Source organism: Kordia sp. (genome assembly GCF_022447245.1).
Lineage (GTDB): Bacteria > Bacteroidota > Bacteroidia > Flavobacteriales > Flavobacteriaceae > Kordia.
This window is the reverse complement of the sequence record NZ_JAKVBC010000003.1, coordinates 1-14,134: the sequence shown is the minus strand read 5'-3', so window position 1 is coordinate 14,134 and position 14,134 is coordinate 1. Positions and strand designations below refer to the sequence as shown.

14 protein-coding genes are annotated in these 14,134 nt (G+C 32.0%); 10 read left to right on the top strand and 4 right to left on the bottom strand.

The window, feature by feature from the left end:
• The first annotated feature begins 133 nt into the window (after nucleotides 1-133).
• The gene (locus MK119_RS02705) at nucleotides 134-532 is read left to right on the top strand and encodes a hotdog domain-containing protein (protein ID WP_290670639.1); all 399 of its coding nucleotides are present in this window, start codon (nucleotides 134-136) and stop codon (nucleotides 530-532) included.
• A 30-nt stretch (nucleotides 533-562) separates the two neighbouring features.
• On the opposite strand, the gene MK119_RS02700 is transcribed toward MK119_RS02705, so the two are convergent.
• Nucleotides 563-841 (bottom strand): hypothetical protein, encoded by a 279-nt coding sequence (locus tag MK119_RS02700; protein ID WP_290670637.1) that lies wholly within the window; start codon nucleotides 839-841, stop codon nucleotides 563-565.
• Between the two features lie 213 nt (nucleotides 842-1,054).
• On the opposite strand from MK119_RS02700, the gene MK119_RS02695 reads away from it, so the two are divergent.
• From MK119_RS02695 to MK119_RS02675, 5 genes are all read left to right on the top strand, one after another.
• A complete protein-coding gene (locus tag MK119_RS02695) occupies nucleotides 1,055-1,789 on the top strand; it encodes a hypothetical protein (protein WP_290670635.1) in 735 nt (244 codons plus the stop codon).
• Between the two features lie 113 nt (nucleotides 1,790-1,902).
• A complete protein-coding gene (locus MK119_RS02690; protein WP_290670632.1) occupies nucleotides 1,903-2,616 on the top strand; it encodes a hypothetical protein in 714 nt (237 codons plus the stop codon).
• 109 nt (nucleotides 2,617-2,725) lie between these two features.
• Entirely contained in the window at nucleotides 2,726-3,187 is a 462-nt protein-coding gene (locus MK119_RS02685) for a Na(+)-translocating NADH-quinone reductase subunit F (protein ID WP_290670629.1), read from the top strand.
• A gap of 618 nt (nucleotides 3,188-3,805) precedes the next feature.
• Entirely contained in the window at nucleotides 3,806-4,006 is a 201-nt protein-coding gene (locus MK119_RS02680) for a helix-turn-helix transcriptional regulator (protein ID WP_290670626.1), read from the top strand.
• A 330-nt stretch (nucleotides 4,007-4,336) separates the two neighbouring features.
• Entirely contained in the window at nucleotides 4,337-4,597 is a 261-nt protein-coding gene (locus tag MK119_RS02675) for a hypothetical protein (RefSeq protein ID WP_290670623.1), read from the top strand.
• 69 nt (nucleotides 4,598-4,666) lie between these two features.
• Here the strand turns inward: MK119_RS02675 and MK119_RS02670 are convergent, their stop codons facing one another.
• Nucleotides 4,667-5,740 (bottom strand): adenylate/guanylate cyclase domain-containing protein, encoded by a 1,074-nt coding sequence (locus tag MK119_RS02670; RefSeq protein ID WP_290670620.1) that lies wholly within the window; start codon nucleotides 5,738-5,740, stop codon nucleotides 4,667-4,669.
• 79 nt (nucleotides 5,741-5,819) lie between these two features.
• Here MK119_RS02670 and MK119_RS02665 point away from each other — a divergent pair, with 79 nt between their 5' ends.
• On the top strand, nucleotides 5,820-6,737 hold the full coding sequence (locus MK119_RS02665) for a hypothetical protein (RefSeq protein ID WP_290670617.1): 918 nt from the start codon (nucleotides 5,820-5,822) through the stop codon (nucleotides 6,735-6,737).
• A gap of 71 nt (nucleotides 6,738-6,808) precedes the next feature.
• Nucleotides 6,809-8,122 carry a DEAD/DEAH box helicase gene (locus tag MK119_RS02660; RefSeq protein ID WP_290670614.1) on the top strand — a complete coding sequence of 438 codons (1,314 nt, stop codon included), beginning with the start codon at nucleotides 6,809-6,811 and terminating at the stop codon, nucleotides 8,120-8,122.
• Nucleotides 8,123-8,353: 231 nt separating this feature from the next.
• On the opposite strand, the gene MK119_RS02655 is transcribed toward MK119_RS02660, so the two are convergent.
• On the bottom strand, nucleotides 8,354-9,049 hold the full coding sequence (locus MK119_RS02655) for a LytTR family DNA-binding domain-containing protein (RefSeq protein ID WP_290670611.1): 696 nt from the start codon (nucleotides 9,047-9,049) through the stop codon (nucleotides 8,354-8,356).
• Between the two features lie 10 nt (nucleotides 9,050-9,059).
• Nucleotides 9,060-10,046, bottom strand: coding sequence for a histidine kinase (locus tag MK119_RS02650; protein WP_290670608.1), 987 nt, complete (start codon nucleotides 10,044-10,046; stop codon nucleotides 9,060-9,062).
• Between the two features lie 218 nt (nucleotides 10,047-10,264).
• Here MK119_RS02650 and MK119_RS02645 point away from each other — a divergent pair, with 218 nt between their 5' ends.
• A complete protein-coding gene (locus MK119_RS02645; RefSeq protein ID WP_290670605.1) occupies nucleotides 10,265-12,253 on the top strand; it encodes a serine hydrolase in 1,989 nt (662 codons plus the stop codon).
• An 81-nt stretch (nucleotides 12,254-12,334) separates the two neighbouring features.
• Nucleotides 12,335-13,603 (top strand): M18 family aminopeptidase, encoded by a 1,269-nt coding sequence (locus MK119_RS02640; RefSeq protein ID WP_290670602.1) that lies wholly within the window; start codon nucleotides 12,335-12,337, stop codon nucleotides 13,601-13,603.
• The last annotated feature ends 531 nt before the right edge of the window (nucleotides 13,604-14,134 follow it).

Below are 14,134 nucleotides of genomic sequence, written 5' to 3'. Positions count from 1 at the left end.
TCTATCTAAAACGGTAGAATAGGAGGAAAGGAGCTTGTATTTTTGTGATATCAGAAGTTAAATAGTTTATATTTTGATTTAAAAAGTATAGTAACAACTTGGCCAAAAGCCAAAAGCTAAAACCCCAAAAAACATGAGATTTCATACACGAAAATGGGTAAAACCCGAAGATTTGAATCCTAACGGAACTTTATTTGGAGGAAGATTATTAGAATGGATTGATGAAGAAGCTGCTTTATACGCCATTATACAACTCGAAAATCCGAAAGTAGTAACCAAATATATGTCAGAAATAGACTTCCGAAGTTCTGCAAAAAAAGGAGATATCATTGAAATAGGAATAGAAGTCGTAAAATTTGGCAAATCATCGATCAGACTTAAATGCGAAGTGCGTAATAAAATGACACATGAAACCATTTTAACAATCGATAATATTGTAATGGTAAACCTAGATATAGATGGGAATCCACTACCACACGGTAAAAACAAAGTAGAATTTGTCAGTGATCGTTTGAGTTCAAAAGAAAAATAATCACTCTATTCTTAAAACTGCTATCAACTGCTATGATTTCCTCTTTTTTCGTTTAAATTTTTCGAAATTTGAGCTCTTAACACGTTGCATTTTTTTTAATAAAATCGTTAAAGGTTTAAGAAAAGTATATTTATTTAAAAAATAATTTCCTACAAAAAATAAAAAGTAGTAGGTTTGTAATTCAGCAATACTATAAAAAAACTTTAACAAGTTTTTATGAGCCCAATCCTTAATTGGGCTCTTTTTTTTTGTATCTTTAGTAGGAGAAGAATTAACATTAATTTGCTGTTTAGTTAATAATTTTCGCATACTGGTCAATTCGGCTTAAATATTTTGACCAGGTAACGTCCTTGATTTGCAATATTAGGGACGTTTTTTATGGGGTATTTTTAGCCTAAAATACACTCATATATTTCTTCATTAGAAACCTCAAAAAAGAAATTAACAAATTGGTTGTTAAAAAAAATAGTTTTCAATCTAAAGAAGATTACTTAAATATGCACTGCAAAAGTATTCCCCGATATGAAAATTGTTCAAACAATTCCTGTATACAACAGAAAAAGCAAACGTGTTACAAGTCTTAAAATTGATGATTTTAAGCTGATTAAGAATGAAAATGAAGAGTTTTTTGATGTGCAAAGTGATTTTGTTATTATCAAAGACCGCTTTTTTAGAGTACCTCATTTGGTGAAACCTTGGACTTTTTGGATTGAAAATGGCAAACCACAAGCCGAACCAACAGAAAATACACACTATACAAAAGTTCTTTTTACAGTAGAAGCACCTGATAAGAATGAGTTTGATTACAAAAATGATTTCAGAGCTATGAATCCACTTGCAGGATACTTTCAGAGCTTTAAGACAGGTTTTTTAGAATTGATGAACCGAATTTCAGAGGAAGAATTGACAAATTTTCAAGTCACATTTTATACATTAGTCCCATATCAAACCTCATTACATTATTTATTAGGAAAAACAGGAAGCAGTCAAACACGTTTAAACTTTTGGTTTTATGGCTGGATCAATCTAAAATATAGAAATGATTTTATGAACTTTTTAAAGCAGTATGAATTTGATTACTACATCAATGGAAGTACAAGTGCTTTTAAAGGAATTATTTCACAAGAACTATCACGTGTAATTGATGTAGAATATCAAGTGCACCATCCAAATAGTGGATTTTGGAAGCGAAAAAATATCAATTTAGGAATCAAAAAGATCGTGCATTTAGAACTTGCTGAAATTCAATGGATCTGACAATTGTAAATTGGAATGATAATTGTGTGTTAATATCTGAATGAGTAATTGAAAAAATGCGTAATATTGTGTTGTATCATTACAATTGATCAAAAAAATCAGCTATTTTGCCCGTGAATCATTTAAAATTTAAACTTAGAGTTCTCTTCTTTTGTCTCCTCTGCGGGATGATGACTTTGCATGCGCAAAAAGATAGTACAAAAACAAAAACTACCGATGCTGATATTACAAAAGGTAGAATAAAACTATCGTTTCCTAAGCCCAAAGAACCTTTAAAACCACAAGATGGTCCAACGTTTATGGAGTTTAAAGTACCGAGTCTATTGGTTAACAAGCGTTCTAGTTTAATTCAATTGCCTAAATCTAAAAGAGCTTCTCTCAAAGAAGAAAAAGAAATTGACTTTATTGGAAAAGAACAATACGTAACGCGCAACAAGGAGTTTGAACGTAAATTAAACAACAAGGACAAAGAAATTCGTCCAGAATACAAAGTAGAACAGTACTTAGGTGATTTTAAAAGCAATGGAAAGTTTGTTGAAATCGTGTGTAGAGATCACGAATTTGTTGATGGAGACAGAGTACGCGTGTATGTAAATGATGTTGTTGTTGTTGAAAATATCCGCTTAGAAGCTGCCTATAAAAAATTAGACATCACACTAAAAAGAGGCTTTAATAAAATAGATTTTCAAGCCTTAAATCAAGGTTCATCCGGACCAAATACTGCTGAATTCAGAGTATACGATGACAAAGGACAACTTATTTCTGCAAATGAGTGGAACTTAACTACTGGTGTCAAAGCAACTATGATTATTGTAAAAGAAGAGTAGTTTTTGCAACATCTATTTAGATAAATTCCAATTTACAACTTCCTGCATATTTCTTAATAGATTATTTTCTGGCTTTTTTGTATCTTTTGTGAACAGAAAAATTGGTGATATGATACTTTCAAAACGATTCGAAGACGCAATACGAAAACTGTACGAAGCATTTCATAATAACATGATCAATCCTGAATGTTGTAAGCAATGTGCTGTCGGTAATATTTTGGATAATAATGATAACTGGAAACACCTTTCAGACGATCATGGATCTATGCGACTCAATTATGTTGGAAAAGTACACCAAAGCTTTGGGCGTAAATTTGGCGGATATACACCACAGGAAATCCTAAAAATAGAAGCCGTTTTTCTAGAAGCTTGTGGTTACGAACTTCCTATTCATCACTCCAGAAAAAAACCAGACAATCCTAGAGATAAGGAAATACTCTTCAATGGACTTACTGCTGTTATTGCCTACTTATGCAAGTTAGAAGACATTGCTAACATTATGGATTACTCCAAGCTCTTCGCATATGAGAATAATCAACCTAAATACAAATTGGATGTAGCAAGTTTATAAAAATAGCTAAAAAAAGTCTAAGCAAGTCTCAGTGTATAAGTGAACCTAAGAACCAATAGTAGTACAAATAAAATTATTCCTGTTTTTTTGAATGCATTTGGTAATGAAATTTCACCTAACTTTTCTAGTCTGCGATTTTTAGCTTCGCAAAATGTTTCTTGCGCCATGATATATTTTTTTATTGATTGACAAATATTTTTGATATAATGACAAATACACCTTACATTTTGTAAAGCACAGGTGATTTTTTGATTTTTTTAACGAAATGTATCTGGCTTAATTGGTATCCATTATTTCTATAAAAATATTTGATATAGAAGCTTCAGACACTGTAAAATACATTCCAAAACGTGGTTTACTGATCACATTGTTAATCATTGCTTTATCTAGAGAAAAGGTGGAGAATAAAATGATTCAGAGTATAAGAACAAAAGCATTCACAATGGCGTTTGTTGTAGGTGTAATTTATACATTGATACAACCTTTAATAAATTACATCGCAAACATACTCACAAATAAAGACCAATACATATTAGAAGATTTTGGCGATTTTCAAATTCTTTTGTTTATGCTGTTTATGTATATTGTACTCTTTCACATGTTAAAAAGAAAACAATAATGAAGAATCGTATTAAGATAGAACGTGCTATTTTAGATCTTACACAGGACGATTTAGCTAAGAAAATTGGTGTTTCAAGGCAAACAATCAATTCAATTGAAAAAGGACATTATGTGCCTTCTACGTTATTGTCGTTAAAACTCAGCGAGCTTTTTCAAAAACCCATAAATGAATTCTTTTTTTTAGATGATACCGATTAACGTTTTGATTTTTAGAATAGATTATCATAAGTTTAAAGATAATAGATAGAAATTGGGATTTATATTTACAGGCATAGCAATTAATAAGAAATTTGAGCAGAAACAAATTGATTCTTTTGCTTTTCGTTTTAGTTGTAACTCTTTAAAATTTGATAGAGAATTGGATTTTGAGGAAGCTTTACATGTTGATTATGAATACTTAGATTTTATCTTTTTTTAAAATGCTACCTTGGTATTTATTCCATTTGATTTAGCAATTTCACTCAAAGCAAGGCAAGTATCTTTTAATTGCGAAACTTTGTTCTTCTCGCTAAATGAATTTCCATGCCTATGATGGTATTTTATTATAAAAATATAGAAAGAATTAAAATCCTTACAGAATCTAATGGTGAAGTCCGAAAGAACACAGACAACGGATTGGATATAGCATATGAAAGTTCCGATGATTTGATTTTTAAGCTTATGGAAAAAGTAACAAAAGTGAGTTTTTGGGATATTGAAAATGATACAAATGTGTACCGTTACCGAATCACAGAAGAAAAACCATTAATCAGTCGCGCTGATGCAAAATGGAAAAAAATATCTGGCTAGACACAAACAGCTAACTGAATCTAACAAAAACTTAAAAGTAGAGAAGAAGAAGTGATGAAATTTAGTAAGTTACTCTCTTACAATACTATAAATATTGATGGTTTGCGCCTTTCCTCTAAGTAGCAAGTCATCAATGTTTTTTGTAATATATTCTTCTGGTAAATTCAAGTCTCTCAATAACGATTCTGAAATTAAAACGCTGGCATTATAGGTATTACATTGCGATTGAATTCTTGCTGTTGTATTGATTACATCTCCATGATAAGCAATTTCCTTTTTTACACTTCCCACTTCAGTAACCATCAATGTTCCTCCGTGAATTCCTGCTTTAAATTGTGGTATGAGACCATATTTCTCCTGATAATAATTACTACGACTATCAATACGATCATTAAAAGCAAAATATAATGCTACAACATTATTACGGTTAATTCCACGTTTGTATTTCCAGCTTAAAACAGCTTCATCTCCAACATATTGGTAAATTTCTGCATCATACTTGCTTATAATTCGATTCAAATCATAAAAACAATCTTGAATCAATTGACTATACTTATAATGTCCTAAATTTTCAGCAAATGTTGTAGAAGATTTTAAGTCTAAAAACATAAAAATTCGCTTCTCTTCTTGTGGTTTTCGGTACTTTCCTAATAACATTTTAATAAAAACGCCTCGACCAAATTTCTCATTAGCAATTCGGATAAAAGAAAATACCAGTGACGCAATAACAAAGTAAATCATAATGGACCAAAAAGTCTTATTGGTGCGCCACCAACCACGTTCATCTGACAATGAAACATCTAACATATAACCAGTATATTCTACCACATAACTCACTAGAAGAATCAGTGTGACAAGATATAAAAACGTCTTTGTGAAAATAATAATGCCTAATGACAAATTTTTAGCCAAATAGCGATCAAACAAAAACTCTACCGCAGCATAAAAAACTCCAAAAGGAATTGAAGACAGGCCCACATACAACAATAAATCCTGTATCGGAAGTTCATATTTAGGAAGAATACTCACACCTTTTTCCTCAAAAATGCCGAAATAGCGAATGACAATCATAAAAGAAAAGGCGAGTATCCAAAATAGGACAGATCTGAATGTAAATAATAGGTATTGTTGGAAAGTTCTCATATTTCGCAAAATACTAAAAGTTCATCATAAATTTTAAATTTGATTCTGTATTTTAGAGGTAATTTTTAAAAACCGATTCATGAAAAACATCTTTAAAATCGCACTACTTTCTTTATGTATTATTGCTTGTAAAAGTGAAAAGAAAGAGACCAAAAAAGAAACAAATACAATAGAAAAAAACATAAAATTAGAACCTAAACTTTCACATGAAATAAATGGATTAACGCATTGTGAATCTGTTGCATACAACAAAAAAGAAAATTTGTTGCTAGCTTCATTAATTGGAAACAGTGAAGAAGGCGATGGAAGTATTGCTAAAGTTTCATTGGATGGAAAAGTGATAGATACAACGTTTGTAAAAGGTTTGAATGATCCGAAAGGAATTGCGATTACCAATGATAAATTATATGTTAGTGACGTTACCGTTTTAGTAGAAGCCGATTTAAAAACTGGAGAAGTCCTAAACAGACATACCACAGAAGGAACTGTATTTTTAAATGACGTAAATGTAGCTTCTGACGGAACTGTCTACGTTTCAGACACAGGAAACTCGTCCATTTATGTGCTAAAACCTGATGGAACATTTTCACAATGGCTACAATCAGAAGACTTAGAACATCCTAATGGATTATTACAAGTGAATAATGATATGTATGTAGCTGCTTGGGGAAATATGGTAGGACCAGAAGGAAAACAAAAGCAAAGTGGAAACTTCCTAAAAGTGAATATGGAATCTAAAGCAATTGCAAAAGTCTCTCAAGATACACTCGGCAACCTAGATGGCGTGCAAGTATATGATAAACAAAACCTCTTAATTTCTGCTTGGCGTACTGGTAAAATTATGAAAATCAATACCAAAGGTGAAGTAGAAGATGTTTTAACTGTTGGAAGAAGTGTTGGTGATATTTTATACATTCCTGAGAAAAAACTCTTGGCATTACCGATGAACATTCAAAGTCAATTATTAATTTACGAATTCAAAGAAGTAGAAAAATAGAACGCTTTTGTTTTTTGTATCTTTAAATTATTTAATTGTTCAATTCATTGAAATAGCTGTACTTTTGCAGCATGTCAAAAATCATTAAAAATCAACTTGATATCTTAGCTAAATTAGGCATTGAAAAGCTTAATGAAATGCAAGAAGAAGCGAAATTAGCAATCAGTTCGCATCCCAATACAATTCTGTTATCACCAACAGGAACAGGGAAAACCTTGGCTTTTTTAATGCCTCTAATTGCGGAATTAGATCCAACGTTGGAAGAAGTACAAGCCCTAATTTTAGCACCTTCGCGAGAACTAGCAATTCAAATATCTCAGGTAACTCGTGAGATGGGAACTGGTTTCAAAGTCAATGAAGTATATGGAGGTCGTAACTTTTCCAAAGACAAAATTGATTTAAAACATCGTCCAGCAATCTTAGTTGGAACACCTGGGAGAATTGCAGATCATGTACGTAGAGAAACCTTTAGTACAGATTATCTAAAAACCTTGGTTTTAGATGAATTCGACAAATCGTTGGAAGTTGGTTTTGAAGATGAAATGAAAGATATTGTTTCGTTGCTGCCAACTATTGAAAAACGAGTGCTGACATCGGCTACGAAAGACATGGAAATTCCGCAGTTTGTCGGAATGAAAAACCCATTAACGATCAATTATTTAGGGGAGAAAATTGCCAAATTGGATGTAAAGCGCATTTTATCTCCAACTAAAGACAAATTAGATACCTTACTGAATACCATTTCGTTAATGGCGAATCAGCCAGGAATTATCTTTTGTAATTTTAAAAACACCATTCAATATGTAAGTGATTTTCTCAATCATAATGGTATTCCACATGGTTGTTTTTATGGAGGAATGGAACAAAAAGATCGTGAACGCGCATTGATCAAATTTAGAAATGGAACACATCAACTTATTATAGCAACTGACTTAGCAGCACGTGGAATTGATGTCCCAGAAATCAAGTTTATTATTCACTATCAATTGCCAGTAAAAAGTCAAGAATTCACACATCGTAATGGACGAACTGCACGTATGCATGCGGAAGGAACTGCCTTTGTATTGCAGTGGGAAGAAGAAACCGTTCCTGATTTTATTTCTGAAGTAGAAGTTATCGAAGAAATTCCTGCAACAAAACGACCAAAACCTTCTGGTTGGAAAACCCTATTCATATCTGGCGGAAGAAAAGACAAAATTTCCAAAGGAGATATTGCAGGATTGTTTATGAAACAAGGAAATCTAAACAAAGACGAATTGGGGATGATTGAGCTCAAAAGTGATTGCGCCTTTGTAGCAGTGAAGGCTTCCAAAGTTAAAGAAGTCATCCAAAAAACAAACAATACACGTTTAAAAAAGAAAAAAGTGAGAGTTTCTCGTATTTAATAGTGTTGAATTATGCATGAAAATGATATCATTGAATTATCAAAAGAAATACTAGATACACTATCAATAATTATGATGTAGATATATTCATGAGTATGTATTTATCAAATTAAAATACTTAAATCAAGCATTTTTTTGCAATAAATTTACACGGAACTTTTAGCAAAATCAAGATAAACTTTGTTGTAGTGTAGGAATGAAGAGCAATCGTTTAAAATCTAAGAGCATATTTTATAATTTCGCTAAAACTTCCAATTTTTTAAAGACTATAACTTTATACATAGCACTTACAGGTACTTTTTTATCTTCTATTAACAAATTGGTTTTACTTACTTTTGAAACTCTGTTCAAATTGGCAATGTATGATTTATGTGTACGTTGAAAATTTTCAGACAATACCGTAGTAATATTAATGAGTGTTTCAGAGATTAAGTACATTCTTGAATCGGTAAATATTTTCAAATAATTTCCAAAACTCTGAATGTACAAAATAGAATTCAATGGAACATTGACTGGCATGCCATCATGTTTTATTTGAAGATCTTTACTAACCGTATTTTTTTTAGGTTCTATTATTTTTGAAGCAGAAACTTTATTGATAGCCTTTAAAAAGCGCTCAAGTTTTATTGGTTTTAACAAATAATCTACGACGCCATAATTGTAACTTTCCAATGCATACTCAGAATAAGCAGTAGTTAAAATAACTTTTGGTGGTTTTATCATAGATCGTAAAACTTCCATACCATTGAGTTCGGGCATTTCTATATCAAGAAAAATAAGATCAATCTCATGTTGCTGAGTAAAATTGATAAATTCCAGTGGATTTCCTGTACTTATTACTAATTCGAAGTTATCAATTTTAGAACAATAATCTTCCAACACTTTGCGTGCGAGTGTTTCATCATCAACGATACCAATTTTAATCATTACGCTATTTTTAATATTTTAAACTTGTTAAATCAACAACCAGATTTATACGATATAAGTTCTCTTTGTCATCAATTTCTAACACATGTGAATCAAGATATAAGAGATTTAAACGCCTTTTCACATTTTCAAGTCCCATTCCTTTTCTTTTCGATTCAGAAACCATGGATGGTTTTGAATTAACCACACTAAAATGAATAGAGGTATTTTTTATAGAAGCAGAAATATCAATTTTACTTTGTTCATTCGTACTTTGAGCACCATGTTTAACAGCATTTTCCACAAATGGAATGAGTAGCATTGGAGCAATCCTTAAATCGGCCAAATTGCCTTCAATCAAAAATTCAATACTACAGCGTTTACTCAGTCTTTTTTCTTCAAGTAATAAATAATTTTCTATAAACTCAAGCTCTTCTTTCAATAAAACGGTGTCTTTTTTAGCGCTTTCTAGTTGATATCTCATTAATTCTGAAAGCTGCATCACCACATCAGGAGTTTCAGGCGATTGTTGTCTGGAAAGCGAATAAATACTATTTAATGAATTAAATAAAAAATGCGGATTCACCTGCTCTTTTAAATAATTAAGTTCCATCTCTTTTTGCAAACTTTCTTTCTCATCATTTTCTTTTCTGAATAGTATATTTCTTCTCACAAAAAAAGCGGCCATTCCTGTTCCGGTAGTATATATTAGAAAAAAAATCATCTTGTTGACACCATACCAACCATCCTTTGCATAAGCTTTCATGTATGCACCCAAAAACAGACTCCCAAAAAGAAGTATTGTATATAAAAAATAGCGCTTCTTATCAAAAAGATAGGGAATCAACACTAAATGATTGATCCAAATAACACCCATAATGGCAATAGTAAAATTAACACTATGCAAGTAAAAAGAATAATCTGTATCAAACTTATCCTTAATTGCCCAAACACTCAATACTTCAAGGATGAGTACCAATAAAAAGGCTCCTATATTAAGGAGTATTGTGTTCTTCAATGACTGTTTAAACATACATTCTTTCTATTAAAAGAGTGTAAAAATACTATATAAAAATGCAAGTTTTTATAATTTCTTATGAAAGCCATATATCAATGATGAAATGAGTTTGTCATTTGATTGCGCTGTTTGTCCTATTTAAAATTGTTAGCGAGAATTATATGCTACTTTTATTCAACAATTAATTATGGATACCGAATTTTTATAAAAAAGTAATTATGAAAAATAAAACAGGATTACTACTTCTAATTCTTCTTATAATAACAAATACTGCCTTTGCTCAGAAAAATAGTGCAAAAAGATTTACATCAAATAAAAAAAGCTCTTTTTTAGAATTATCACATATTCAAGTAGTTCCAATAAAAGCTACTCAGACGAAAAGAAATTATGAACTTTATATAAAATTGCCTAAAGATTATTCAGAAAATAAGGATATTTCGTATCCTGCGATTTATTACACGGATGCAATGTGGCATCTCGAAATGTTATCAGGTTCTACAGAATACATGCTAGAAAATGTTATTCTAGTCGGAATCTCATGGCAATTGGACATCAATGAAGATCTAAGAAAAGAGAGAGGAGCACATGTGAGTCGATTTAGAGATTATAGTTTTCGCAAATCAAACAATCCTAAAATTCAAAAAAAATATCAATTAGGACAAGGAAAAAAACATTTAGACTTTATTCGAAATGATGTCATTACCTATGTTGAAAATACGTATCGAACTGACCCAAACAGTCGTACGTATTTCGGTTATTCAATGGGCGGTGAATTTGGCGCTTATGTACTATTGACGCAACCAGATACTTTTAACAATTACATTATTGGCAGTCCATCCATAAAAAATGAGGTTTCGTATCTATCCGAGCTTAATTCAAAATTTGGACCTTACGAGGCATCAAATAAAAATTCTAGTATAAAAGCCAATGTTTTTATTTCACGCGGTTCATTAGAAAAAGATATGGAAGAACCTATCGATGAATTTGTTAGTATATTAAAAAACAGAAGAGATAGTGGTTTGGCGGTATTAAAAGTAGTGATTGATGGTGATCATGGAACGGCATTCCCTATGACTGTGGTACGTAGTGTAACTTGGCTATCATCCTTAATGAGTCCTATTTCAAATGATAACTTTGAAGCTTCATTCTGGGATATTCCACATCTCAATAATGCATATGTCAGTACAACACCAGAAGACAGAAAAGATGGTGTGTCAGTGGATACATTATCGGTGAAAAGTAATGACCAACAGGCAATCCTCAAACTTTCTCAAGAGATTTTTGAGGGTAAGCATGGAAATTATGATGCATTACTCATTTCACACAAGAACAAATTAGTTTTTGAATCCTATTATAAAAAAGGGCGTATCAATTTGCCTCATGGACAAGCATCTGCAGTAAAAGCATATACCAGTTTGATTTTGGGTAGAGCTATTCAATTAGGGTATTTATCTATGGAAGATCTACACAAACCTTTGATTCATTTTCTAAAAGATATTGATCTTGAAAAAATCACCAAAGGTGCCGAAAAAATCACGCTTCATAAAGCATTAACCATGCATGGAGGATTAACTATTGATAGCGAAGTATGGAAAGAGTTTGAGAACGATTCTGTTCGATTAAAAGGGCAGGGATTGGTTCAGACACTTCTTGAACAAAGCAAACCTGTAACCCAAGAATCTCAGAAATATCTGTACGGTAATTTCAATCCAATGTTAGTAATGACGGTTATTGATGCCGTTGTGCCAGGAACAGCTGAAAACTTTATAAAAACTGAAATACTGGACAAACTTGGCATCACAGCATATGAATGGACAAATCATGTTAGCGGTTTGCCTGAAGCTGGTTGGCGTGTAAAATTCTTGTCTCGCGACATGATCAAATTGGGGAATTTAGTTCTTAATAACGGAAAATTAAACGGTGAGCAGCTTATTTCTGCTGAATATCTGGACAAAGCCACTAGCGGCATTGTAAAACCAACTCAAGACTGGATGCCAAAAGACTATCGTTACGGTTATTTTTGGTATCAAACACTCATAAAGGTTGGTCATAAAAGTTACAATGCAACATTTGCTTGGGGCGGCGGCGGACAACGTGTCATAGTGATTGAAGAACTTGATTTGACAATTGTCGTTTCTGGTCATGATCGAGAAGATGAACTCATGACTCAAATTTCTGAAATTATTATCCCTGCAATTGTCAAATAATAATCCACATAAAACAATAGACTATAAAAGAGAATTTAAGTACCTTGGTGTTTTATCTAAATTTACACAAAAACACCTTACATGTCTTATTCTCAAAGCCTTTTAGAATTTATAGATCAAAGTTCAACGGCATTCCACGCTGTAGAAAATTTAAAAAATGAATTATTAACACAAAATTATAAAGAGCTAAAGGAAGAAGCCAACTGGTCGTTAGAAGAAGGAGGGAAGTATTTTGTAACAAGAGCCGATGGATCCATTATCATCTTTAAAACACCTCAAAAATGGACAAATAACTATGCTTTTTCTATTATTGGAGCACATACCGATTCGCCTTGCCTAAGAATAAAAAACAATCCTATTTCCACAAAAGAAGGCTTTCAAGTATTGAATATTGAAATATATGGAGGTGTATTGTTAACGAGTTGGTTTGACAAAGACCTGTATTTTGGTGGCCGAATAATTATTGAAAATGAACATGGTCAGTTAGAACAACGAATAGTTAAAATAGAAAAAAGGTTACGCATACCTCGTTTAGCAATACATTTAGATAGGGAAGTGAATAAGCAGGGATTTAAACCCAACCCACAAGAGCATATGTTTCCTGTGATCGGACTTGAAAAAGACCTAAATTTTGAAGATTGGATAAAAAAAGAAACAGGAATTTCTGGAACGATACTCAGTTGGGATTTATTTTTGTTTGACGCTGAAAAATCAAGTTTGGGAGGTATTAACAAAGAGTTTGTTTTTGCTCCTAGATTAGATAATTTAGCCAGTGTTCACGCATCATTTGAAGCTTTAAAAATATCTGAAACTGAAAATAACAAAGTACAAATAGCGGCGTATTTTCAGCATGAAGAAATTGGTTCAGAATCGCAGAATGGAGCTAATTCTAACTTTTTAGAAGCTACGTTAAAACGCATTCATGGTCACATATCATCAAATGAAGAAACCTATTTTCAAACCATAGCACGTTCGTTTTTTATATCAGCTGATATGGCACATGCGGTACATCCTAATTATCCTCATAAGCACGATAGCCATCACAAACCACAGTTGGGTGCTGGACCCGTTATAAAAAGTAATGCCAACATGCGCTATGCTACAGATGCTTTTTCAATAGCGAAGTTCAAGCAATGGTGTACTAAGGCAGGTGTTCCTTTTCAAGACTTCTGCAGCCGTAATGATATTGGCTGCGGATCTACCATTGGACCTATGACCGCCGCTAAAATTGGTATACCAACCATAGATATTGGAAACCCAATGTTATCGATGCATAGCATTAGAGAAATGTGTGCTGTTACAGACCATGATGCTATCATTAAAGTATTTGCTGAGTTTTATAGAAGCTGAAAGTTCAAGGATGAATACTAAAATTTTTTCAAAACAAACAAAGTAACCAATCATTATGTTTTGTAAGGGTTTTTAATTTAAAAACGACACAAAAGCAATTTTGCATAATGACTGATTATAAATATATATAAAATGTGTTATAATGTTCTCGCGTTATGTTACTTTGCTTAGAGAAAAAGCAAAGTTTACACTTTAAATTTTTAAAAAAGTTATTACATAAAAGTTTCTTCACTAAAGGTAATGACATGCGTAGCATTCACGAGCACTTCTATATCAAATAAGAATGACGCGAGTAAACATTTTTTTTGCGACGATTTTACACTGAGTTTGTCGAAGTGTAGGAGGGAAGTGTAATAGTTGTGGAGTGATTATTATTTGCGAATTTGATAAATACAAAATAGTTACAAGGTTTGATTGCGTTTATATACAGCTAAATCTTCACGACCAGAAGCTTCAGATTGTAATTCAGAAATATATTTTAATAGAGATGGTCTTTCTTTTTTAATAATGTCTATAAGTTTTGCAGAATTA

What these genes read in the sequence shown, in the direction of transcription:
- MK119_RS02680 (WP_290670626.1), top strand. Translation starts at nt 3,806, where the DNA reads ATGAAGAATCGTATTAAGATAGAACGTGCTATTTTAGATCTTACACAG.
- MK119_RS02655 (WP_290670611.1), bottom strand. Translation starts at nt 9,049, where the DNA reads ATGATTAAAATTGGTATCGTTGATGATGAAACACTCGCACGCAAAGTG.
- MK119_RS02675 (WP_290670623.1), top strand. Translation starts at nt 4,337, where the DNA reads ATGATGGTATTTTATTATAAAAATATAGAAAGAATTAAAATCCTTACA.
- MK119_RS02670 (WP_290670620.1), bottom strand. Translation starts at nt 5,740, where the DNA reads ATGAGAACTTTCCAACAATACCTATTATTTACATTCAGATCTGTCCTA.
- MK119_RS02645 (WP_290670605.1), top strand. Translation starts at nt 10,265, where the DNA reads ATGAAAAATAAAACAGGATTACTACTTCTAATTCTTCTTATAATAACA.
- MK119_RS02640 (WP_290670602.1), top strand. Translation starts at nt 12,335, where the DNA reads ATGTCTTATTCTCAAAGCCTTTTAGAATTTATAGATCAAAGTTCAACG.
- MK119_RS02700 (WP_290670637.1), bottom strand. Translation starts at nt 841, where the DNA reads ATGCGAAAATTATTAACTAAACAGCAAATTAATGTTAATTCTTCTCCT.
- MK119_RS02705 (WP_290670639.1), top strand. Translation starts at nt 134, where the DNA reads ATGAGATTTCATACACGAAAATGGGTAAAACCCGAAGATTTGAATCCT.
- MK119_RS02685 (WP_290670629.1), top strand. Translation starts at nt 2,726, where the DNA reads ATGATACTTTCAAAACGATTCGAAGACGCAATACGAAAACTGTACGAA.
- MK119_RS02660 (WP_290670614.1), top strand. Translation starts at nt 6,809, where the DNA reads ATGTCAAAAATCATTAAAAATCAACTTGATATCTTAGCTAAATTAGGC.
- MK119_RS02665 (WP_290670617.1), top strand. Translation starts at nt 5,820, where the DNA reads ATGAAAAACATCTTTAAAATCGCACTACTTTCTTTATGTATTATTGCT.
- MK119_RS02695 (WP_290670635.1), top strand. Translation starts at nt 1,055, where the DNA reads ATGAAAATTGTTCAAACAATTCCTGTATACAACAGAAAAAGCAAACGT.